The 23,923-nt window shown below is 46.8% G+C and carries 18 protein-coding genes and 3 rRNA genes; 2 read left to right on the forward strand and 19 right to left on the reverse strand.

Going from position 1 to position 23,923, the window contains the following annotated elements:
• Positions 1 to 6: 6 nt before the first annotated feature.
• The 4 genes from NSQ38_RS01715 to NSQ38_RS01730 all read right to left on the reverse strand — a co-directional run bounded on the left by NSQ38_RS01715 (position 7) and on the right by NSQ38_RS01730 (position 5,007).
• Positions 7 to 1,227, reverse strand: coding sequence for an MFS transporter (locus NSQ38_RS01715; protein WP_062837652.1), 1,221 nt, complete (start codon positions 1,225 to 1,227; stop codon positions 7 to 9).
• A 229-nt stretch (positions 1,228 to 1,456) separates the two neighbouring features.
• Entirely contained in the window at positions 1,457 to 1,909 is a 453-nt protein-coding gene (locus NSQ38_RS01720; RefSeq protein WP_338590632.1) for a MerR family transcriptional regulator, read from the reverse strand.
• Positions 1,910 to 2,099: 190 nt separating this feature from the next.
• The gene (locus tag NSQ38_RS01725; protein WP_339786561.1) at positions 2,100 to 2,468 is read right to left on the reverse strand and encodes an SdpI family protein; all 369 of its coding nucleotides are present in this window, start codon (positions 2,466 to 2,468) and stop codon (positions 2,100 to 2,102) included.
• A gap of 205 nt (positions 2,469 to 2,673) precedes the next feature.
• Positions 2,674 to 5,007, reverse strand: coding sequence for a heavy metal translocating P-type ATPase (locus tag NSQ38_RS01730; RefSeq protein ID WP_339786564.1), 2,334 nt, complete (start codon positions 5,005 to 5,007; stop codon positions 2,674 to 2,676).
• A gap of 227 nt (positions 5,008 to 5,234) precedes the next feature.
• Here NSQ38_RS01730 and NSQ38_RS01735 point away from each other — a divergent pair, with 227 nt between their 5' ends.
• Positions 5,235 to 5,606 (forward strand): metalloregulator ArsR/SmtB family transcription factor, encoded by a 372-nt coding sequence (locus NSQ38_RS01735; protein WP_100526808.1) that lies wholly within the window; start codon positions 5,235 to 5,237, stop codon positions 5,604 to 5,606.
• 151 nt (positions 5,607 to 5,757) lie between these two features.
• Here NSQ38_RS01735 and NSQ38_RS01740 read toward each other — a convergent pair whose 3' ends face one another.
• The 11 genes from NSQ38_RS01740 to NSQ38_RS01790 form a co-directional block, all read right to left on the reverse strand.
• On the reverse strand, positions 5,758 to 6,918 hold the full coding sequence (locus tag NSQ38_RS01740; protein WP_036614215.1) for an AI-2E family transporter: 1,161 nt from the start codon (positions 6,916 to 6,918) through the stop codon (positions 5,758 to 5,760).
• A gap of 313 nt (positions 6,919 to 7,231) precedes the next feature.
• The gene (locus NSQ38_RS01745) at positions 7,232 to 8,266 is read right to left on the reverse strand and encodes an LLM class flavin-dependent oxidoreductase (RefSeq protein ID WP_051449565.1); all 1,035 of its coding nucleotides are present in this window, start codon (positions 8,264 to 8,266) and stop codon (positions 7,232 to 7,234) included.
• A gap of 159 nt (positions 8,267 to 8,425) precedes the next feature.
• Positions 8,426 to 8,737 carry a metalloregulator ArsR/SmtB family transcription factor gene (locus NSQ38_RS01750; protein WP_036668255.1) on the reverse strand — a complete coding sequence of 104 codons (312 nt, stop codon included), beginning with the start codon at positions 8,735 to 8,737 and terminating at the stop codon, positions 8,426 to 8,428.
• 114 nt (positions 8,738 to 8,851) lie between these two features.
• Complete coding sequence (locus NSQ38_RS01755) at positions 8,852 to 9,433, reverse strand: NAD(P)H-dependent oxidoreductase (protein ID WP_339786568.1); 582 nt, start codon at positions 9,431 to 9,433, stop codon at positions 8,852 to 8,854.
• 170 nt (positions 9,434 to 9,603) lie between these two features.
• A complete protein-coding gene (locus NSQ38_RS01760; protein WP_339786571.1) occupies positions 9,604 to 10,047 on the reverse strand; it encodes a MarR family transcriptional regulator in 444 nt (147 codons plus the stop codon).
• Between the two features lie 160 nt (positions 10,048 to 10,207).
• Positions 10,208 to 10,885, reverse strand: a complete 678-nt coding sequence (locus NSQ38_RS01765; RefSeq protein WP_249913872.1) for an NAD(P)H-dependent oxidoreductase — start codon at positions 10,883 to 10,885, stop codon at positions 10,208 to 10,210.
• Between the two features lie 211 nt (positions 10,886 to 11,096).
• Positions 11,097 to 12,875 carry a methyl-accepting chemotaxis protein gene (locus tag NSQ38_RS01770; RefSeq protein ID WP_339786575.1) on the reverse strand — a complete coding sequence of 593 codons (1,779 nt, stop codon included), beginning with the start codon at positions 12,873 to 12,875 and terminating at the stop codon, positions 11,097 to 11,099.
• A gap of 161 nt (positions 12,876 to 13,036) precedes the next feature.
• Complete coding sequence (locus NSQ38_RS01775; RefSeq protein ID WP_339786577.1) at positions 13,037 to 13,495, reverse strand: DUF523 domain-containing protein; 459 nt, start codon at positions 13,493 to 13,495, stop codon at positions 13,037 to 13,039.
• A 58-nt stretch (positions 13,496 to 13,553) separates the two neighbouring features.
• Positions 13,554 to 14,831, reverse strand: a complete 1,278-nt coding sequence (locus tag NSQ38_RS01780; protein WP_339786579.1) for a hypothetical protein — start codon at positions 14,829 to 14,831, stop codon at positions 13,554 to 13,556.
• The gene (locus NSQ38_RS01785; RefSeq protein ID WP_339786581.1) at positions 14,828 to 15,406 is read right to left on the reverse strand and encodes a sigma-70 family RNA polymerase sigma factor; all 579 of its coding nucleotides are present in this window, start codon (positions 15,404 to 15,406) and stop codon (positions 14,828 to 14,830) included. Before NSQ38_RS01785 ends, NSQ38_RS01780 begins: the two co-directional genes overlap by 4 nt.
• 230 nt (positions 15,407 to 15,636) lie before the next feature.
• Positions 15,637 to 16,371: a class I SAM-dependent methyltransferase gene (locus tag NSQ38_RS01790; protein ID WP_339786584.1), complete on the reverse strand. Its 735-nt coding sequence runs from the start codon at positions 16,369 to 16,371 to the stop codon at positions 15,637 to 15,639.
• Between the two features lie 162 nt (positions 16,372 to 16,533).
• On the opposite strand from NSQ38_RS01790, the gene NSQ38_RS01795 reads away from it, so the two are divergent.
• A complete protein-coding gene (locus NSQ38_RS01795; protein ID WP_339786586.1) occupies positions 16,534 to 17,889 on the forward strand; it encodes an MATE family efflux transporter in 1,356 nt (451 codons plus the stop codon).
• 160 nt (positions 17,890 to 18,049) lie between these two features.
• On the opposite strand, the gene NSQ38_RS01800 is transcribed toward NSQ38_RS01795, so the two are convergent.
• The 4 genes from NSQ38_RS01800 to NSQ38_RS01815 all read right to left on the reverse strand — a co-directional run bounded on the left by NSQ38_RS01800 (position 18,050) and on the right by NSQ38_RS01815 (position 23,668).
• Entirely contained in the window at positions 18,050 to 18,403 is a 354-nt protein-coding gene (locus NSQ38_RS01800; protein WP_339786590.1) for a FlxA-like family protein, read from the reverse strand.
• 284 nt (positions 18,404 to 18,687) lie between these two features.
• A 5S ribosomal RNA gene (gene rrf / locus NSQ38_RS01805) occupies positions 18,688 to 18,804 on the reverse strand.
• A 75-nt stretch (positions 18,805 to 18,879) separates the two neighbouring features.
• Positions 18,880 to 21,803: ribosomal RNA gene (locus NSQ38_RS01810) — 23S ribosomal RNA — on the reverse strand.
• 312 nt (positions 21,804 to 22,115) lie between these two features.
• Positions 22,116 to 23,668 (reverse strand): 16S ribosomal RNA (locus NSQ38_RS01815).
• Together the 16S, 23S and 5S rRNA genes form the textbook arrangement of a ribosomal RNA operon.
• Positions 23,669 to 23,923 lie beyond the last annotated feature (255 nt).

Genomic DNA, 23,923 nt, shown 5'->3' on the forward strand with positions numbered 1-23,923 from the left:
AGTGAATTAATGAGATGTAATGGCGGAATCAATATCCCGCAGATGATGACGGCGTACCAGCAGTACCACGACACCAATCAGAACCATTAATGCGCCAAAATAAAACGGGGTTTCCGGCAGGAACCACTCGGACAATTTACCCGCAAGCCATGGAGCAAGTGCACCACCCAGGAAACGAACGAAGCTGTATGCAGCAGAAGCAACAGAACGCTCCACAGGTGCAGCTTCCATAACAGCCGTTGTAATCAATGTGTTGTTAATCCCAAGGAAAATCCCCGCTACAATGACCGCCACAATAACGGTAGTTGGTGAACCCATCACCGTACCTACTGCCATAACAACCAGATCAATCGCGAACAATGTAAGCATGACACTCATGGACGGAACCGATCCGAATCGGCGTTGTAATCTTGGTGCGACGAATACAGACGTAATCGCCAGCATCAGTCCCCAGCCAAAGAATACGTAACCCAGGCCGTGCTCATCCAGATTCATTACATAAGGTGAATAAGCCATCAAGGTAAAGAAACCAAAGTTATAAAGGAAGGCGGTAATCGCCAATGTTTTCAATGAAGGATAACTTAATGCTTTGAACGGATCAGACAACGAACTGCGTGTTTTCGGTTTGGCCATTTTGGGCAGCATAAATGTAATGCTTATAAAGGCAATCGCCATCAGGACAGCTACGCCATAGAACGGGCCACGCCAAGAGATGGAACCTAGCTCACCACCAAGCAGCGGACCAACCGCAATCCCGAGACCAAGTGCTGCTTCGTACAAAATAATCGCTTTGGCTGTCCCCGACGTGGACAGTCCCACAATGGCGGATAACGCCGTTGCGATGAACAAGGCATTACCAAGTCCCCAACCGCCACGGTAACCAACCAGTGCACCTACCGTGTCTGAGGTACCGCCGAGGAACGAGAAGATAATAATCAGCAATATACCGCTGAGCAACGTCCACTTCACACCAATTCGGCTGGATACAACACCTGTAATCAGCATCGCTACCCCGGTTACAGCGTTATAACTGGTAAATAGCAGTGACACCTGGCTTTTGGAAGCATGCAGCTGATCTGCAATGGCGGGCAGAATCGGGTCAACCAGACCCAGACCCATAAAGGATATGATACATGCAAAGGCAACCGCCCATACCGCTCGCGGCTGGGATAACAGGCCCCCACGTGATGACGGCAATTCGTCCGGTAATGATGGCTCTCTTTTCATACGTAATTCCTCCTGTGAATAATTTATGTGGTGAAACTTTTTATTTGAAAACGACCGTGAAAATAATGAAAACAATCTATACATTTTCAGAATTAGAGGTAACAAAACGGCACAAATGACACCGGAAGATCCGGTGTTTGTACAGGATCGCGACAGGTACTATGGTGCTCACTCCATGTAGCGATTATGTGTATACAGTTTTGTTATTAAACATTAGATGCTAATTCGGTTAGCCGTCCTCATCACTCTGCGGATCATGTGCCTGTAACTTCTGAATACCGCTCCGAACGCGTTCACGCAGCTCTTCCAGTTCAGTCTGTACGGCATGTATGCTCTGAAGTTTCTGCTCAATCAGTTGTAGCTGACCATCCAGCGTTGTTTCCATCGTGGCAAGCTTCTCGATCCGTTCTCTTACTTCGGTCGTCTGCTGGTAGTCAAAACGTTGTTCGTTCAAGGCATCTGCCGTTGCCACATAGGTATGTAGCTCCTGAAGGGAGAATCCAAGTACCTCTTTAGCGCGAACCACCTTCTTCAGATAATCGATATCCTCTCGAGTGTACAATCGCGTCCCGCCATCTGTCCGCTGAGGTGAAGGCATGACACCAATCTCTTCATAATACCGAATGGTTCGCTTGGTCAAACCGCATTCCTTGGCTACGTCGTCGATTTTATATAAACTCATTTCCCTCACCTCTTCCATATGTCTATAATGTTATGTACATAATTATATATAATATTAACGTTAACGTCAACGTTAGATTTTATGTATGAAGTCTTAGCGAGTTTAACAGCCTCTTCGCTTCTCTACTTCAACAAAAAAAGACCCGCTTCACACGCAGGTCTTCCTCTCTACACTATTCATTCATTTTACCTTAAACGTTCTGCTCATGCTGTTGCTGTTGCTGTTGCTGTTGAGCACGCTGCATTTGCTTCAACCGCCCTTCAACTCTGGTAAATAGTCTGATCGTATAGAACCCTGTAGCAACCAGACTGAGCACCAAAGCTCGTACATCTGTAAGCCAGAAACCGATAATGCCGAATACCGTAATAATCACACCAAATTGCATCATCAGATTGGCACTATAACTTTGCGCTTCGTCCCACAACTCGGGATTACTCATTGCACGCGGGGTCCGATATCCATATATTCCGTTAATCATTTTCGGTGGTTTTTTAAACACCATTAACCCCAGAATGAAATAACACACTCCGATAATTATCCCTACTACTGCTCCTGTCAAAACGTTCTCCCCTTCACTGTTGTCTTCCATAGACCTGCTTACACTGACACTCCGGTGACAGAATAACCTGCTGATGCAGCTTCGCTTCTTCAGGTTATTCTGTCCTCTCCGTTCTCGTGTAAATGTCTAGTTAGACTTATCTACATAAAAAATATAAAAACGGCTCTACGTATATACGAAGAGCCGCCTGGATCGTTTCGTAAACTTAGATATTCTTCACACGAAGTACACGCATGGCGTTCAGAACAGCCAGCACCGTGACACCGACATCCGAGAATACCGCTTCCCACATGGTAGCTATGCCGAACACACCGAGTAGCAGGAAGATCGCTTTAACCCCCAGAGCAAACGCGATATTTTGCCACACAATCATTCGTGTACGCTTTGCAATGCGTATTGCACTCGCTAGTTTCGACGGTTCATCGGTCATGATGACCACATCAGCGGCTTCAATCGCGGCATCTGAACCAAGTCCACCCATGGCCACGCCCACATCGGCGCGCGCCAGTACAGGTGTATCGTTGATGCCGTCACCGACAAACACCATTTTTTCCTTCGGAGATTTGGCAGCTTCCAGTTGCTCCAGTCGCTCGACTTTATCCTGTGGCAACAATTCAGCGTAGACCTCATCCACACCCAGTTCACGACCTACCGCTTCCCCTACGGTTTTGGCATCACCTGTCAGCATGACCGTTTTGCGGATGCCGAGTTGTTTTAGCGCCTGAATGGCCGCGGCTGCGTCATCCTTCACTTCATCGGCAATGATCAGATGACCAACATACGTGCCACCTTCAGCAACGTGGACTATCGTTCCGGCCGTCTCTGGTGTGGTATAGGATATACCTGCCCGCTTCATTAATTTGGCGTTGCCTGCCAGCACTTCCTGACCATCCACACTCACCTTGATCCCGTGTCCGGCAACTTCATCATAACCTTCTACACCTTGCGTAGGAATAGCTTTGGCCCAAGCTGCGCGAATGGATTCGGCAATCGGATGATTGGAATTCGCTTCGGCAATGGCTGCCAGCTTCATCAGTTCTTCTTGCGTGTGTCCGCCTTCAGGACGAATGGCTGTTACTTTGAATACACCTTTGGTTAGTGTTCCCGTTTTATCAAAAACAACGACTTTCACATCGTTCAACGCTTCAAGGTAGTTACTGCCTTTGACAAGAATCCCGTTACGTGAAGCTGCTCCGATACCACCAAAGAATCCAAGTGGAATAGAGACCACCAGCGCACAAGGACATGAGATAACCAGGAAGACCAATGCACGATAGATCCAGTCAGCAAATGTTGCGCCACTAAGTATCAACGGCGGAACAAATGCAATCAGGGCTGCAAGGATAACAACAACCGGTGTGTAATAACGGGCAAATTTACTAATAAAATGCTCTGTTTTCGCTTTCCGACTGCTCGCGTTCTGCACCAGGTCCAAAATCTTGGATACCGTTGATTCACCAAACGTTTTGGTTACTTCAATCGTCAACATACCATTTTTGTTCACAAATCCACTCAGTACATCACTTCCGGGCTCCAGCTCACGAGGTACCGATTCACCTGTCAGAGCAGAAGTGTCCACCATGGAACGCCCAGCTCTAACGATACCATCCAGCGGTACTCGCTCTCCTGCTTTCACGACAATACGATCACCAATCCGTACGTCTTCCGGAGATACACGCCGGGTCTCGTCACCCGAACCCGTCAGGATATTCGCGTAGTCTGGGCGAATGTCCATCAGTGACTGAATCGACTTGCGTGACCGATTAACCGCCATGCCCTGAAACAGCTCCCCGAGCTGATAGAAGAGCATGACCGCTACCCCTTCGGGATACTCTCCAATAGCAAAGGCACCCAAGGTAGCGACGGACATCAGGAAGTATTCATCGAACACCTGACCGCGGATGATGTTTTTGGACGCCTGGAGCACGATGTCTCCCCCAGCAATCAGATAGGCGAGCGCATATAGAGTAAGCTGTGCCCAGCCCTCCAGCGGCGACCAGATCGCAGCTGCGAGCAGCACAGAACCTGCAGCAAGACGAGCAAGCAACACTTTCGTCTGTCCTGCACCATGTTCATGCGAGTGGCCTGCATGGGCATCATCATGGGTATGGCTGTGATCATGTCCAGCATGACTCCCGTGCTCATGTGTATGACCATGTTGATGTTGATCATGAGTATGCGAGTGTTTGCCATGTGAATGTGAATGTCCATGATCATGTCCAGTATGGTTATGACTGTGGTTATTCGCCTTACCTGCACTCCCTGTATGAGTGTGCACATGTCCGTTCACGTGTTTTCCTTTTTCCGAAATGCGAATATGCGGCTCCAGCCGAAGCACTTTGCGTTTTGCTTCTTCCACTACCTGTTCATCCATGTCGGAAGTGGTGTGTAGCGATAATGTTTTGGTAACAAAATTGACAGAGCATTCGTTAATGCCCTTAATTTTTTTGACGCCATTCTCGATCTTTAATGCGCAGTTCGCACAATCCAGTCCATCAAGCAGCAGTTCCCTTTTCACCCGTTCCTGTCCGGTTCCCATGTGAATTCTCCCCTTTGCAGTACAAAAACGATGTTATATTTCAATTGTCTTCAATATATGAGCACTCATTCATATGTTTAGTTACCCCTATTATATGCACGCCTAAACATGAGTGTCAACAATCGTTGTTGATTTTTCATACAGATTATGCTAATAGTAATCATTTCGCTTTAGGCGGGTTTTGGATATAATAGAGCTATAGTTGTTAACATAGGTGGTGATAGGAAATGGAACAACCGGTTAAAGCACCAAGCGAATGTGATGCAGCCTGCTCAGGTACTGAAGCCGACGTGCAGACGATTCGCACTTCACTCATAGATCGGGAGACGTCTTCCGAGATGGCAGATTGGTTCAAGGCATTCAGCGACCCCACACGTCTACGTATTATTGATGCGCTGTTACAGAAGGAATTATGTGTTCATGACCTGACGGTTCTGCTCGACATGGGACAGTCGGCCATTTCACATCAGCTACGTTCTCTCCGCAACATGCGGATCGTCAAGCGGCGCAAGGAAGGCAAGACGGTGTACTACTCTCTGGATGATACTCATATTGAGCAGATTTTCCTGCAAACGCTCCAGCATATTAAACACAGCTAGGCAGCAGCCAAGCTTGTTCATGAAGAAGAACCCCCGCCTCTCGGCTATTTGCCGATGGACGGGGGTTCTTCTTGGTAAGGGTACCGTTTTGTACAAAATAAAAAGTGACTAAATCTTCTGATTAACTATCCATTGGAACTTGCCACTTTGGTTATAAAAGATTGTTCTTGTTTGGATCGTAAAGGCCCGATCTGTCCTTGAACCAGTTGAAGATATGCGATACACATACTTTCAGCACCGCGTATCCTGGAACAGCGAGCAGAATGCCCACGACTCCAAACAGATTACCCGAAGTCAGAATGACAAAGATAATCGTGATCGGATGGATTTTCAGCGTTTTACCCATGATCTGTGGTGAGATGAATTTACCTTCAATTAACTGTACGATCGTCCACACGGCAACCATTTTCAGCAGCATCACCGGGGAAGTGACGAGTGCCACGATCAATGCTGGTGTAATCGCAATTGCAGGTCCCAGATACGGAACAACACTTGTGAACGATGCGATAATTGCAAGAATCAGTGCATAATCCAGACCAATGACCATATAACCGATGTAGAGCAGAATACCGATGCAGAAGCTGACGATAATCTGTCCACGAATGAATGAACTGATCTGGTGATTGATATCTTCCAGCACATGCATTGCGCCCGTACGGCTCTTGATCGGCAGGAAAGACAGAATTTTCGCTGGCAGCTTCTTGCCGTCTTTTAGCAGATAGAACAGAATGAACGGAACCGTTACGATGGACAGCACGGTCTCCGTGAAAGCTCCGAGGAATCCGCCCAATTTGGTCCAGGTCGAGTTCAGAATTTCAGTAGCCTTTTGGGAGATTGTTCCCCACCAGTCCTGCGAATTCAGATTCACCGTTTCCTGGAACTGACCGAACAATTTACTGCCCGTAAGCTCCTCAAACTGCTGTTTTACCGTCTCACTGTACGTTGGGAAATTTTCAATCAGCCCCACAATCTGGTTACGCACAACTGGAATGACCGCCAATACTACGACTGTCAGAATGCCTCCAATCGCAAGATACAGGATCAGAATGGACCAGCCACGCTTGATTTTCCACCTTTCCATCACATCCACAATCGGATTCAGCAGATAATAGAGTATTCCTGACAGAATAATAGGAAGTACAATGGTTTTGATGAGTACTGCTAGCGGATGAAGAACAAAGGATACTTTGGTCAGAACCATCACGTTCAGTCCCACCAACAGCAGAATTAGCAGAAATAGCACAAACTTGTTGTTAAGAAAAAATCGCTTGAACCGCTCCGGCCAAACGCGGGGTTGCTCAGGTTGCTCCATAGGCGTGTCGTCCTCTCTTATGACCCTTAATCAAAACTTAACTATTAAGCTAGATAAATGCCCTACACACGAATAAAAAAGTACCTTGTACAAGCCAACATATGTATAACACTCTGGATTTATACGTATGGTGCTGATTAACCGTTTCAAATTAAACCGGTAAAGTCATTTTACCCCAAAATGAGTCTTCTGCCCCACACGAAACATTTGCAAATTCTCCCTATTCAAAAACGGCCCGCCTCACTGTGAGACGAACCGTAAATTTGTATCTATAACTTACCTTTAAGCAGCTCTTATGCTGAAAAATTTAAGATCAGGCTTTTCCCGCCAATTGTGCGATTAACTCATAGGAATGCAGACGTGCCTTATGATCATAGATCATCGACGTAATAATTAGCTCATCTGCCTGCGTCTGCCGAATGAAGGATTCCAGCTGTCCACGTACGGTTTCTGGCGAACCATTAACAGCTGCCTTCAGCGTCTGCTCCACACCAGCTTTCTCACGATCCGTCCATTTGCCTTCCATCTCTGCCGGAGGCTGTACCAATCCCGTTGTGCCGCGAATAATGTTCAGGAACTGCTGCTGCATCGTTGTACCCAGCCATGCGGCTTCCTCATCTGTATCCGCAACAACAGCGTTGACACCAACAATCACATGTGGCTCCTTCAAGCTATCAGATGGTTGGAAATTGTTTCGATACGTCTCTAGTGCAATACGGGTGTAATCGGGCGAGAAGTGGCTGGCAAAAGCAAACGGCAATCCCAGCTGACCTGCCAGACGTGCACTGAAATCACTGGATCCCAAGAGATAAATTGGAATATTCAATCCTTCTCCAGGAACTGCGCGAACAGGCGCATGATAAGATGTCGCCGAAGCATCAAAGTATGCTCTAAGTTCTGCCAAAAGCTCAGGGAAATCTTCCCCACTGTTCAGATCTTTGCGTAGTGCAAGCGATGTACGGCGGTCACTACCTGGTGCGCGACCCAGTCCCAGGTCAATTCTGCCAGGATACAAGGATTCCAGTGTGCCGAACTGCTCAGCGATGACAAGCGGTGCATGGTTAGGCAACATGATGCCTCCTGAACCCAGACGAATCGTTTTGGTTCCACCAGCCAGATATCCAATAACGACCGAAGTTGCGGAAGAAGCAATACCCGGCATGTTGTGATGTTCAGCTACCCAGTAACGGTGATATCCCCAACGCTCAGCATGCTGTGCCAGATCCAGGCTGTTGCGCAAAGCATCAGCAGGTGTTGCACCCACAACGACGGGAGCCAAATCCAGGATGGAAAGCTTAACATCATTAATATGTTCTTTATGGGATGAAGCTGTATTTTCTGTAGTCATTATCGTTTAATCTCCTCGATGATTATATTTTTGTATATCCAGATATATAGATTAATTAAATCGCAACTGGATATGGTGATGTGATGATAAACTAGCCGTTTACATCCGGACGGAATCCCTGCCTACATGTGCATCCTAGCTTCCGTTCCGGCATCCGGCTTATAACTCGTTCTGCACGTATTCAGCAAACTGACGGATTGTCTCCTCGTTGCGCCGATAATACGTCCATTGTCCTCTTCGCTCGGAGAGCAGCAACCCTGCCTTGAGCATGGTCAGCAGATAACTGGAGATAACCGACTGAGCCAGTCCAGCCTTCACTTGAATCGTGCCAACACAGATTCCGTTCTTGCCACCATCCGGATGCTGAGATAGTTCCAGCGGTGGAAAGTGTTGCTCCGGGTTTTTGAGCCACAACAAGATTTGTCTACGTGTCTCGTTCGATAATGCTTTAAATATAAGTATAGGTTCCATGGGTACGATTATACCCCCTTTCATCCATTTTGCAAACACATGAACAAACAAACCGACTCATGATCGAGTCGGTCTGGTATCATATGGAATCCGTATTTGGAATCAACATCCACATTAGAATTTGGTTGTAACCGTTTGTTTAACCTGATCCAACATGGCTTGATATGCGGGTGCATCCAGGTATCCAATACTTCCAAAGAGCAGATGATCTACGGCTTCAATGCCTACAAAATCGAAGATACCTACGTCTGAAGTTATTTTCAATCCAGCAGTCATGCCAATCTGATCATAAATTTCACTTGGTGTACCATGTGTGTTGATGATGAGTCCTTTTTTGCCTGTCAGCAATTTCTCGATTCCCGCTTCACCCGCTGCATACGCAAAACCATAGGCGAATACACGGTCAACATATCCTTTGATAATGGCAGGAAGACCTGTCCACCAGATCGGACAGATGAATGTAATGGCTTCTGCATCTGTAACAAACTGTTGCTCTGTAGCGATATCCTGTGGTGTCTGTCCTGCTCGCATGGAAGCTGTATCGGCTTCAGTCAGTACGGGTTGGAATCCAAGCTTATACAAGTCACGAACTACCACTTCATGGCCTTGAGCTTCGAGCGCTTCTACAGCAGTATTGAGGATTGCGTTATTAAGGCTGTCTGTGTGCGGGTGAGCATATACGATAAGATGTTTCATAGTGTTAATCCCTCCGAGTTTGGTTTGAGTTAGGTTGCGAAAATGGGGTTGCATTGATACGCTCCACATACATACATAGATATCTATGTATGTGGTTGAAAAAATATTTGGGCTCCTCTGCCTCCATCCCAGTCAAATCTGGAAGGGTTGCAGACAGAAGAGTTCATTCATTATAACTTTCGGACAATAATGGATAGCAAACTCTCCAATTGCTCTGACTGTTCATCGGACAAGCCACTATAGATGATGTCATTAATCTGCTCTGATACCTGATAAAAGATCGGTTCGAGTCGCTTCCCCTGGTCGGTTAGGCGAATCATAGTCACTCGGCTATCTTCGGCACTCTTGCTGCGTTCAACATAGCCAAGCTTCTCCAGCTTGTTGACCAGTACCGTTACCGTTGGTTGCGTGCGTTGAACACGTTCAGCCAACATCTTGATCGACAGCGTCTCTTCCCGGTACAAGAACATCAATACATCCCCATGAGAAGGAACAATCCCTGTTACCTCATGCTGTTCCAATTCGTGTACAATCCGTTTGTTGACATGGTCCCTGATTCTTGCAATCAGTGCAATTGCGTTGTATTTTGGCATGACCTCATTATACATAGACATCTATGTATTTTCAAGTTCTTTTTTATAAAAAGAAAAACAGCCCTCTCCACCCTTCTAGCATGTGGAAAATATCGGGCTGTTTCGAGTATGCTTTGATCCTGATCTATAATGTGAGATCTTAGATCATCATTTTTGGATTCAAGTTGAATCCATGCTGAATTCAGTTAATCCATTGCGTGATTTTCTCAACGGATTGTCGGGACTTTTCACGCTGGGGCTCCTCTACCCGATAACCGAAGGCTGCCATCATAGAGACGCCCCATGCGCCATTTTCCAGCAAGCCTTCTTCTTCCATAATACGGTGTACGTCCTCACGGCTGAAACCTTCGATTGGACAAGAATCAATCTCGATCTGAGCTGCCGCCGTCATCATGTTGCCGAGTGCAATATAAGTCTGTTTAGATGCCCAGTCAAATAATGATCGTGGATTATCCAGAATTTTCTGGTTATTTTGGAACTTTCCATAAGCCTCACTTGTTAGCTCAAATACGTTATTTGGCATTCCCTTTGTTTCCTTCAACATGTACTCCGCATAAGGAGAATTATAACTGGCATCTGATCGGGCCAAAATAACAACAAAATGGCTTGCTGTAGCCAATTGCTTTTGAGCACCGGAAGAGACTTCGGACAGGCGCTTACGCAGGTTCGGATTTTGTACAATCAGAAACTTCCACGGTTCAAGACCAATGGAACTTGGAGATAATCTGCCTGTTTCCAATATAAATTGGAAATCCTCATCCGAGATTTTGCGGGTATCATCAAATATTTTTGTTGCATGCCGGAAATGATATGCCTTTAAGATGTCTTCCTTTGTCTTTGACTTCGCTGTAACTTCCATGTAGCTCCACGTCCTTTTTAAATATTTTTTTATGTTGAACAATAATGTTTAAGTGGTTTCATCTCAAGTATTAGTTTAGGTCCTATGCATATAAATTAAAAGTACGCACATTATTGTTTCTTGGTTTATAAAAGTAAGTAATGGATGAGAGACAGCAATAATCCACTGGGCACTTACCTGGCCTAGTGGATTATCTACGACTCTTTTCCTTTTAAATCTTGAAATCTTGAACCAGCTTATTCAGATTTAATGCACTATCTTTCACTTGATCAGATTGATTAACTACTTCCACAGATTGCGCAGCAGAGGCGACCATATGTCCTGCGATTTCCTGACTGGATGCGGCTGATTGTTCACTGGCTGATGCAATCTCGTGAATGGAGCCCACTAGTATTTTGATATTTGCAGTCACTTGTTGTGAGGTTGCATTGAGATCTTTAACTGCATTGGCATGATCAAGAGAATCGACATAATACTGTTCAGCTGTATCCTCCAATAATTTATAATCTTTGCCAACCTGATTGAACATAAAGGATAGCAACTCTTTGGCATTCGAGGACAGATTGGTTACAGACTGCATAACTTCTTCCGTGACCTGCTGAATTTGATCGGCAGCCTGCCTGGAATCATCAGCCAACTTTCGAATCTCGCTTGCAACAACCGCAAAGCCTCTGCCTGCTTCTCCAGCCCTTGCAGCTTCAATGGATGCATTGAGTGCAAGCAGATTGGTCTGTGCCGTAACATCCAAAATAGACTGAGATAATATACCAATCTGATCTACAGCTGTTGCACGTTCCAGCGCTTCTGACATCTTCTTACTCGTATGATCATACATGTCTATGGCTGCTCGACTAGATTCGCGGGCTTCCTGCTTCAACTTTTCAGCCTTCGTGCTGGTCACATAGGCGGACTCTGCTTGTTTAGATGTCCGTTCCGATATATATTCAGCTCCCTGTTGCATCTCAGCAGCCGAATGATTCATATTTTCCGTATGGGCTGAGGCCTCTTCCATTGCAGCAGAGAGTTCTTCAACTGTAGCTGATACTTCACGAATTCGTTCATTCAGACCAGCCATGTTCTGGTTGGTAAGATCACTAACCTGGTTGATATGATGAGATTCCTGAACTACACCACGAATGACATTTGTTGTGGAATCGCTCATTGTACGAATAGCTCGTGCGATGACACTTATCTCATTATTTCCCTGTGTTAGATGCGGATCTAAGGATGCCGTTAAGTTGCCTTGTGTTATTTCTTCACAATAACGGGTGATTGCTTTCATTCGTTGACGTATACTGCGAATCACTACAAATGAAATAAGAATGAGTGCTGCAAGTGAAAACAAAAGAACCGAACCGAGCACCAATGCTCGCTGCTGAATCACTTCCTGTGTATCCGCATAGAGCTTGGCTGACTCTTCTTCGTTATGCGCACTCAAAAGGGTGATCGTCTCCACAATCGCTGTACTGCTTTTGTTAATTCTTCCTCTTTCTTCACTATCGTAGGTGCCCGACATCTTTTTGGTATCCATGATTTGCTCAATATCCTGATAATATGTATCCATCTTTGCTACCAAATCTGCAAATATCTCTTTTTCTTTGGTATCCAATGTTCTTGCTGAAAATTCATTCAAGCCATCTGTGATACTCTTCTTACCTTTCTGAACCTGATCGTACTGTTTGTCGGTATACTCTGCATTATCAAGAACCTTTGTATAATTGGCACGCATATTATAGAAATTACTTTTCAATTCAAGAACATTGGTTTGATGCTGAAAGCGGTCATTGTAGAGGATACCTTGTCCCATTTTTGCTTCGTTCATTCCGAAAATCCCAATCAGAAAGACAGTAAACAAGCCGATTAGACTAATTACAGTCATGATGATCATGGTTGTTGTTAATTTTATATTTTTGAGTTTATTTCCTTTCTTATATTTTGACTTAGACTGAATTGACATGAGTATTCCCCCGCTTATGTAGTTGATATCCATATATATCTTATATATTTATCGTATGTATACATACTGTTTGTTAGCATTTCAGGAAAATCGACTTTATTCTTTTAATGAGAAAAGTAATGGGAGACAACAGAAAAGCCGCCAGGATATAATCCAGCGGCTTTTCTGTAAATATGAAACGATATCTGTGCGACCTATAAATAATCCATCCATTCATTTTCAGAAATGACGTTATATCCTTCTTGTCTCAGCAATGCTGAGGTGACACCTTCTCCAATTACCTTGTGATTGGCAAAATTCCCATCATAGATCATCTGTGTACCACAGGACGGACTGAACTCCTTCAATACCACACACGATACATTCAATTCTCGCGCCCATTCGAGCGTCTGATAGGCTCCCTTAATATACAGCTCTGTGACGTCCTTGCCACTTTTCTCGATCACTTTTGCAGTGCCTGCCAGTACGTCCTTACCCGTGCCACCAATAATTTCAGCCGGTTCCCGTGGAGTGGAGAATCCGCCAAGCAGCTCCGGACATACTATCTTAGCCTGCCCCTGCTCCACAAGCTCCTGAATCTTCTCATCCAGGCTCGCTGTTCCATTGTAACGGCAAGCTACCCCTGCCAGACATGAACTCACCAAATATTTCATCGTTATCTCCTTATACCCATTCCATCTGTGAAGTAAATTGTAACATATAAGGTCAGCCCTATAACTCGCCTCTGGTGATCATCTTGATCCGTCCATCTTCCCTATATTCAACCTGAAAAACATCCTTGCTCGACTCCAGTTCAAATGTGACCATGCCTGGATGATCAGGATTACGGTGAAGTTTATACGCTTGAAGATCTATTTTAAATATTTTTTTAATTATAGGTTCTACTTCTCCTCTAAGAAGAGACTCCTGTATGTTATATAATTCCTGATAATAAGCCTCTATTTCTTCCCAGTCTGCAAAGTCTTGCTCATAGTGATTAGCATCCCCAACCGTATAACCCAAGCCCGCTTTTCCTTCGGTCATCTGGACAAAGTAGTTATCTTTAAAGGAAAAGGAGACTGTATCCTTGCCGAGTTCATCATCTTTGCTTCGGCTTGCTCTTACCAGATCAAGATTGGCTTTACCAGACAGAGCCTCAATCGCGTTTCTGGCATCCGCCAGCGCCACCTGGGATACCTGATCAGGACTAAGGTCGCCTGTGATCGATACAGCCTCGTCCTGTTGCCATACAATCTCCCCATAACCAGTCTCATTCTCTAACGCTAATGTCGTATACGATATCGGCTCCAATTCCCCTTGCTTCATACTCACATAACGTTGAATTGATACAGGTTTAAGCGTTGGAGTACTGCCTATACTTTGCAAAAGCGATGGAACTTGACGCAGATAACGATGCTCCAACTCGCTTGGCTGCATTTCACGTCTCATTCCTACTTCACGCAGATTGCCTGTTGCCGCATCGAGCCATATCTGCGCGTACTCCTTCTCACTTTCTTTTCCAGCCTCTACATATATTCTGCCGGACACAGGCAAGTCTTCCACTTTTGTGACCCGCAGCTGCTTACCCAGATCGTCTCGCATCGTAGTCGCAACATTTCTTTTCATTTTGTCGGTTAGCAGATTCGTGTTCAAATCATCGGATAACTGTAACGCTGCTGTCGGATAGACCTGCTCGATTACGGGTTTCACCAGCTGTCCATCATCCCAGATCCATAGGAACAATCCCGCAGCAATAACCAATGCACCCATACCTGCAACAAGAGGCCCTCTTCTAGTGCGACGTTTGTGTGAAGCGTTGACTACTTGCGGTCTAAACGGCCTGGATGACCTGGAACTGTCCTCTGACCTATCTCCCTTGCTTCCCTCTTCCGACTTCTTCCTCCACTCCACCTGTTGAAGCACATTCCGCTTGTGATCCTCTGTAAAAGGAGACAACGCAAACGGTCCCTTCCGGATCTCCTTTTCCCATTGCTCATCCTTGTGTCTCATTCGCTTCGCTCCTCCCATTGTTTCCGTACCTTATCCTTACCTCGGGATAGTCTGGACTTTACTGTGCCTGAGCTGATTTTCAACATCTCAGCAATCTCACTCGTCGTAAGCTCATACTTCAGATTTAGCAAAAGAATCTCCCGGAATTTTCTCGGCAACGCCAGAACAATATCCCAAATTTCATGGACATGCTCCTTACGTATCACTTCCATCTCGGCCGAAGGATGTGCAGGCTGCTCTGCAATCATGACTCTTTGGCCCGAACCCCCACGCTCTGTCTCAATGGGTAACGTCTCTCCCCACAGACTGCTACGAAAGAATCTGGATTTTCGATATGTAAAAGTCGTGTTTCTAGTAATCGTCAACAGCCATGTTTTCAGTGAGCAATCTCCACGATAATGAGCGATCCCCGAGTACGCCCGAATAAATACCTCCTGTGACAATTCATCTGCCTGTTCGGCACTTTTGGTCAGAAAATAAGCGTAATTCCACACGTCATTTCCGTAGTCATCCATTATGCTGCTAAGTGTGTAATTGTCTATGGTCTGAGCCTGTGCCAGTAATTGATCATCCAACTGTTGTTCACCTCACTTAATATGACTGAGTCTACTGTGGTTTGGTTCCCTGTTTTGGGCATTATTTCTTATAATTGTAGCAAAATAAAAAAACAGCATGTTCAACATCGCTGAACACACTGATTCCTTCAAGTTTGCTTAGTTAGAAATCTCTATCAGAAATCTTTTAGGGGAACGCTCCACTTCCACAGTTTCTTTCTGCCCTCTGATCTAACGTATCATTTTCATCGTTATACTTTCACCGCAGCAATCATCAGAAACATCGGTCTCCGATTCTCGTCTCGCATGCCAGGAACCTGTTCAATCATCTCCGGTGATGGCTTGGATTCAGCCACCTGTTGAATAGCAAACCCAGCCCTAATCAGTTCATTGAGATGTGTTGCCAGTGTGCGATGATATTTAACCACATCCTGATTCAGAAAGTTCGCCACACGCTTCCCTTCATCATGGTAATCATCCACGGGCCAGTGAAGAATCTCACCTGTGGGTCCGTAATGCCAATCCTGCTCAGCGCGAGCGGTGAAGATGGGATGTTCGGAAGATAGTACAAATGTGCCCCCTTCTACGAGACAATCATTGATCTTAGCGTACACCGTGTCTAACCGTTCAATATAATGCAAGGCAAGTGAACTGATCACAACGTCGAATTGTCCCGGTGCAAAATCAATATCTTCAATCGCCAGCTGCTTGTACTCGATCTGCGGATCGTCCGTCATTTCACGAGCACGCTGAAGCATATTTTCAGACAAATCTACACCGATTACTGAACTGGCTTGTTGCTCGCGCGCATACCGGCAGTGCCAACCAAAACCACATCCCAAATCCAGCACACGTTTGTCTTTCAACTCAGGCAAAAGAGTCTGCAGTTCATGCCACTCCCCCGCTGCCTCCAGCCCTTGAACGGAACGAGCCATTTTACTATAGTTGTCGAAAAACTCAGCTTCATCGTATTTATTTTGTTTCATCAAGAGATTCCTCCCGCTTTATAAATATCCACCTACTCTACCACATAAACGATATTTAAACGCAAAAGTTGCCAAGCGAATTCATGGCGTGTTATTATACAGAACGAACGTTCAGTATTATTAAATACAGAATGAACATTCAGTTTACTAACGGAGGTCATTATGAATACGAATTGGACGCATCCATTGGAAGGGCAATCTGTAGGTAAAGCTTTTATAAGCTACCTCGTGCCTTCTGTATTGGGGATGCTGGTAGTTGCTTTTAATTTTATTATCGACGGCATTATGGTTGGACACAAACTGGGTTCTACCGCGATGGCCGGGATCGGCATTGCCTCACCTGTCTACACGCTTTTTGTTGCCATGTCGCTGTGGATTGGTATGGGCGGGGCAACGTTGTACTCCAACGCTATGGGTAGAAAAGATATCACATCAGCCAAACAAATTTTCACCAAATCCATTATGCTGATTATGCTAGTTACGATAGCCATTGGATATACTGCATTTACGTTCAAAGACAAGCTGGTATACTCCCTCGGTGCTAACGCCGAGACCTTCCCGTTTGCTTCGGACTATATGAATATCATGTTATTGTTTGGGTTTGTCTTCACCATTGAGAATGCGCTCTCTATTTTTGTACGAAACGATGGGAATCCCAACACATCCATGTACGCTCAGATTACCTTTGCTGTGGCCAATATCATCATCAATTATGTAACATTGTATGTACTCGAATGGGGTGTACGTGGTGTAGCCATCGGTACAATCGTATCGGCGTCTCTTGCGCTGCTTGTCCTGTTCACTCACTTTTTCAAAAAAACAAATAATCTCACGCTGACCCGGTTCAAATGGAATAACAAACTGCTGGCCTCCCTGCTGCTCATTGGTTTCCCCAGCTTTCTGGCTGAACTCGGCATGTCGGTCTTCTCTGTCTCTCACAATATCTCCATGGACCGTATTGCGGGAACGGCTGGCGTAGCATCCTTTACCGTGCTGAACTATATTCATGGTGTGGTACTATTAGCGTTCCTGGGTCTGGCGTCTGCTGCCCAACCTCTGGTTAGCTATTATCACGGTGCGAAAAAGATTAAACGGGTACAACAAACGTTACGTTTAGCCACCAAAACGGCTCTGGCATGCGGTCTACTATTATTACTTGTTGTTCAGATCGGTGCACCTTATTTCGTGCAAATCTTTGGAAACTTCAGCAGCGACGTAACGGATAATGCCGTATACGGATTACGTATATTTACATTTGCCTATGTATTCATGGGTGTTAACTTTGTCATGAGTACCTATTTCCAATCTGTGGGTAATGCCAAGATGGCCATCTGGATTACTGCTGCACGTGAAATGATCATTATGATTGCGTTGATTGCGATCCTCCCTTCAATCTTTGGTGTCACGGGTGTATGGCTTGCCGTACCGTTATCTGAAATGCTCGTTCTTGCAACCATAGCGATGTACTATAGAAAACGATCCCTTACGGATCGAATAAACGCGCTGCAGGCTGAATAACGTTAACAGATAATACAACGGCATCAGATTGAAGATAAATGATACGAAGGTAGAATGTAGGTAGACCTCATCAATAATCTAACAGACAAATAAACAAAGCCCTGCACGATCAATATAGATCGGTCAGGGCTTTCTTTTATCCCACATTAGATGTAAGCAACTAGATACGTATATCAAATCGACCATTACTATCTGTTGTTGCATTTGCAATTTCCTTAGGGGTAGCTACGCCCTTTCCATTGGCTGGAGGTTGGGCAGGCGGTGCCTCCTTCGTAGCATTTGTACCGGCTCCTTGAGAGCTTTGCTGTGCAATCTGTGCCTCAATCTGTTTGATCTGCTGTTCAAGCTGTTTGGTCTTTGTCTCCTTCGTCTTCTCATCGTCCTTGCTGGATTGTACTTTCTCCAGTTGAGCCTCAAGCTTCGTCTTTTGTTTCTCCAAGCTACTTGAATTGTCCGAACTCGAAGATGTGGATATGTATGATGTTGTGGAGCTGGCTGTAGAAGATATATTCATTATGGTTCTCCTCCTCTTTACATGGCTTCACTATACCCTATCCCTCTGAAACGTACGTTAAATTCAACTGAAGGGTTGCTGAAGGAGTTAAGAAACAGAAGTTGATCATTTTTATTGGAAGTATGTATATCAGCATTAATCCGTAGTCCAATTATTAATACTGAGAGTCTTCATATAAATGATTATATTGATGCTGTCTTATCTATATAGTTAGTTTGTTTCTCGGCAGAAAAATAGTAACAAAAAAAGACACACTCGATATCATCAAGTGTGTCTTCCTTGTTGCTTGGCGGCGTCCTACTCTCCCAGGACCCTGCGGTCCAAGTACCATCGGCGCTAGAGGGCTTAACGGTCGTGTTCGGGATGGGTACGTGTGGAACCCCTCCGCCATCGCCACCAAACGCGTAGCTTACATTTCAGAGATCGTTCTCTGAAAACTAGATTCGAAACGAAACACGCGAATTATCACTTGCTAATTGGATAAGCCCTCGACCGATTAGTACTGGTCAGCTCCATGCATTGCTGCACTTCCACCCCCAGCCTATCTACCTCGTCGTCTTCAAGGGGTCTTACATACTGGGAAATCTCATCTTGAGGGGGCTTCACGCTTAGATGCTTTCAGCGTTTATCCCGTCCGTACATAGCTACCCAGCGGTGCTCCTGGCGGAACAACTGGTACACCAGCGGTACGTCCATCCCGGTCCTCTCGTACTAAGGACAGCTCCTCTCAAATTTCCTACGCCCACGACAGATAGGGACCGAACTGTCTCACGACGTTCTGAACCCAGCTCGCGTACCGCTTTAATGGGCGAACAGCCCAACCCTTGGGACCTACTTCAGCCCCAGGATGCGATGAGCCGACATCGAGGTGCCAAACCTCCCCGTCGATGTGGACTCTGGGGGAGATAAGCCTGTTATCCCCAGGGTAGCTTTTATCCGTTGAGCGATGGCCCTTCCATGCGGTACCACCGGATCACTAAGCCCGACTTTCGTCCCTGCTCGACTTGTAGGTCTCGCAGTCAAGCTCCCTTATGCCTTTGCACTCTTCGAATGATTTCCAACCATTCTGAGGGAACCTTTGGGCGCCTCCGTTACTCTTTAGGAGGCGACCGCCCCAGTCAAACTGCCCACCTGACACTGTCCCCGCACCGGATTACGGTACCAGGTTAGAACCTAGATACGATCAGGGTGGTATCCCAACGTTGCCTCCATGGAAGCTTGCGCTCCCACTTCAAAGGCTCCCACCTATCCTGTACAGATCGTACCCAAATTCAATATCAAGCTGCAGTAAAGCTCCATGGGGTCTTTCCGTCTTGTCGCGGGTAACCTGCATCTTCACAGGTATTAAAATTTCACCGGATCTCTCGTTGAGACAGCGCCCAAGTCGTTACGCCATTCGTGCGGGTCAGAATTTACCTGACAAGGAATTTCGCTACCTTAGGACCGTTATAGTTACGGCCGCCGTTTACTGGGGCTTCGGTTCACAGCTTCGGATTACTCCTAACCACTCCCCTTAACCTTCCAGCACCGGGCAGGCGTCAGCCCGTATACTTCGCCTTACGGCTTCGCACAGACCTGTGTTTTTGCTAAACAGTCGCTTGGGCCTTTTCACTGCGGCCCCCTCGTGCTATTCACACTACCGGGGCACCCCTTCTCCCGAAGTTACGGGGTCATTTTGCCGAGTTCCTTAACGAGAGTTCTTCCGCGCGCCTTAGAATACTCTTCTCGCCTACCTGTGTCGGTTTGCGGTACGGGCACCATCACCTGGCTAGAGGCTTTTCTTGGCAGTGTGAGATCATGACCTTCGCTACTACAATTTTCGCTCCCCATCACAGCTTAGCCTTACAATGTGCGGATTTGCCTACACATCAGCCTTACTGCTTAGACGGACATCCATCAGTCCGCGTCACTACCCTACTGCGTCCCCCCATTGCTCATAACGGCTTACGGTGGTACAGGAATTTCGACCTGTTGTCCTTCGACTACGCCTTTCGGCCTCGCCTTAGGTCCCGACTTACCCTGAGCGGACGAGCCTTCCTCAGGAACCCTTAGGCTTTCGGCGGATCAGATTCTCACTGATCTTTTCGTTACTCATACCGGCATTCTCACTTGTATAATGTCCAGCGCTCCTTACGGTACACCTTCAACCCTTATACAACGCTCCCCTACCCCTGATGCAAAGCATCAAGCCATAGCTTCGGTGGTGTGTTTAGCCCCGTTACATTTTCGGCGCAGAGTCACTCGACCAGTGAGCTATTACGCACTCTTTCAATGGTGGCTGCTTCTAAGCCAACATCCTGGTTGTCTGTGCAACTCCACATCCTTTCCCACTTAACACACACTTGGGGACCTTAGCTGATGGTCTGGGCTGTTTCCCTTTTGACAATGGATCTTAGCACTCACTGTCTGACTCCCGGAAGTAAGTCTATGGCATTCGGAGTTTGACTGAGCTTGGTAACCCTTGCGGGCCCCGCACCCAATCAGTGCTCTACCTCCACGACTCTGTTTTCCGAGGCTAGCCCTAAAGCTATTTCGGGGAGAACCAGCTATCTCCGAGTTCGATTGGAATTTCTCCGCTACCCCCACCTCATCCCCGCATTTTTCAACATGCGTGGGTTCGGGCCTCCAGTGCGTGTTACCGCACCTTCACCCTGGACAGGGGTAGATCACCCGGTTTCGGGTCTACGTCCACGTACTATGTCGCCCTATTCAGACTCGCTTTCGCTGCGGCTCCGGCTCTTCACCTTAACCTTGCACGGGAACGTAACTCGCCGGTTCATTCTACAAAAGGCACGCCATCACCCCTAAAACGGGCTCTGACTTTTTGTAAGCACACGGTTTCAGGTTCTATTTCACTCCCCTTCCGGGGTGCTTTTCACCTTTCCCTCACGGTACTGCTTCACTATCGGTCGCTAGGAAGTATTTAGCCTTGGCAGATGGTCCTGCCGGATTCATACGGGGTTTCACGTGCCCCGCACTACTCGGGATCCGTCTCGGAGGGAACAGACTTTCAACTACAGGGCTTTTACCTTCTTTGGCGGGCCTTTCCAGACCTCTTCGCTTAACCGGTTCCTTTGTAACTCCATGTGAGACGTCCCACAACCCCAAAGAGCAAGCTCTCTGGTTTGGGCTTCTCCGCGTTCGCTCGCCGCTACTGACGGAATCACTATTGTTTTCTCTTCCTCAGGGTACTTAGATGTTTCAGTTCCCCTGGTATGCCTCACACTAACCTATGTATTCAGTTAGGTGTAACTGGAAATTACCCCAGCTGGGTTTCCCCATTCGGACACCCCCGGATCAAAGCTTGCTTACAGCTCCCCGAGGCAGTTTCGTTGTTCGCCACGTCCTTCATCGGCTCCTAGCGCCTAGGCATCCTCCGTGTGCTCTTAGTAGCTTAACCAGTTTGCTCCGGTTTTGACTGCTCGCTTCCCTTGTTTTGGACTACGTCCAAAGCCAAAAGTCGCTCCCACCCAATACCATCGCAAAAGCAATTAAGTACCAATTTATTAAACTTGTTTTAACACAAGTTCAGCTAAAAAGGAATGTTATAATTCGCGTTTGTTTCGTTTCGATATCTAGTTTTCAAAGAACAAGCTCCATGCAAAAGCAAGCTGTTTGAGAGTTTGAGCTCTCAAAACCGAACAACGAGTGAGTAGTTTGCAGCTGAGCTGCATATTTGAATGTTTCCGTTGCAGGAAACGATTCTCCATAGAAAGGAGGTGATCCAGCCGCACCTTCCGATACGGCTACCTTGTTACGACTTCACCCCAATCATCTATCCCACCTTCGGCGGCTGGCTCCTTGCGGTTACCCCACCGACTTCGGGTGTTATAAACTCTCGTGGTGTGACGGGCGGTGTGTACAAGACCCGGGAACGTATTCACCGCGGCATGCTGATCCGCGATTACTAGCAATTCCGACTTCATGCAGGCGAGTTGCAGCCTGCAATCCGAACTGAGACCGGCTTTGTTGGGATTGGCTCCATCTCGCGATTTCGCAGCCCGTTGTACCGGCCATTGTAGTACGTGTGTAGCCCAGGTCATAAGGGGCATGATGATTTGACGTCATCCCCACCTTCCTCCGGTTTGTCACCGGCAGTCTATCTAGAGTGCCCACCCGAAGTGCTGGCAACTAAATATAAGGGTTGCGCTCGTTGCGGGACTTAACCCAACATCTCACGACACGAGCTGACGACAACCATGCACCACCTGTCTCCTCTGTCCCGAAGGAAAGATACATCTCTGTACCGATCAGAGGGATGTCAAGACCTGGTAAGGTTCTTCGCGTTGCTTCGAATTAAACCACATACTCCACTGCTTGTGCGGGTCCCCGTCAATTCCTTTGAGTTTCAGTCTTGCGACCGTACTCCCCAGGCGGAGTGCTTAATGTGTTAACTTCGGCACCAAGGGTATCGAAACCCCTAACACCTAGCACTCATCGTTTACGGCGTGGACTACCAGGGTATCTAATCCTGTTTGCTCCCCACGCTTTCGCGCCTCAGCGTCAGTTACAGCCCAGAGAGTCGCCTTCGCCACTGGTGTTCCTCCACATATCTACGCATTTCACCGCTACACGTGGAATTCCACTCTCCTCTTCTGCACTCAAGTCACCCAGTTTCCAGTGCGATCCGGGGTTGAGCCCCGGGATTAAACACCAGACTTAAATGACCGCCTGCGCGCGCTTTACGCCCAATAATTCCGGACAACGCTTGCCCCCTACGTATTACCGCGGCTGCTGGCACGTAGTTAGCCGGGGCTTTCTTCTCAGGTACCGTCACCTTGAGAGCAGTTACTCTCCCAAGCGTTCTTCCCTGGCAACAGAGCTTTACGATCCGAAAACCTTCATCACTCACGCGGCATTGCTCCGTCAGGCTTTCGCCCATTGCGGAAGATTCCCTACTGCTGCCTCCCGTAGGAGTCTGGGCCGTGTCTCAGTCCCAGTGTGGCCGATCACCCTCTCAGGTCGGCTACGCATCGTCGCCTTGGTGAGCCGTTACCTCACCAACTAGCTAATGCGCCGCAGGCCCATCCCCAAGTGACAGATTGCTCCGTCTTTCCAGTTCTCTTCAGGCGAAGAAAACAATTATTCGGTATTAGCTACCGTTTCCGGTAGTTGTCCCAAACTTGAGGGCAGGTTGCCTACGTGTTACTCACCCGTCCGCCGCTAACCATCAGAGAAGCAAGCTTCTCTTCAAGTCCGCTCGACTTGCATGTATTAGGCATGCCGCCAGCGTTCGTCCTGAGCCAGGATCAAACTCTCCAATAAAGATGAATTTCAGCAACGCGGTTAAACGCGATGAAAATCATCTCAGTATTTGAAAAGAGCGATAAGCTCATTTTGAATCTGACGAGATTAAAAATCTCATTTGTGCTTCGAAATCATACAGCCCGAAGACTTGTACCAATTTCTCAGCGTCGATCTTGCAAGCAAGATCGTTACTCACTCGTTGTTCAGTTTTCAAAGATCAAACTCGTTTCGTTACCGAATGTCGTTCTCTTCAGCAACTCTTATATATTACCA

The sequence above is a fragment of the Paenibacillus sp. FSL R7-0313 genome (genome assembly GCF_037969885.1).
Lineage (GTDB): Bacteria > Bacillota > Bacilli > Paenibacillales > Paenibacillaceae > Paenibacillus.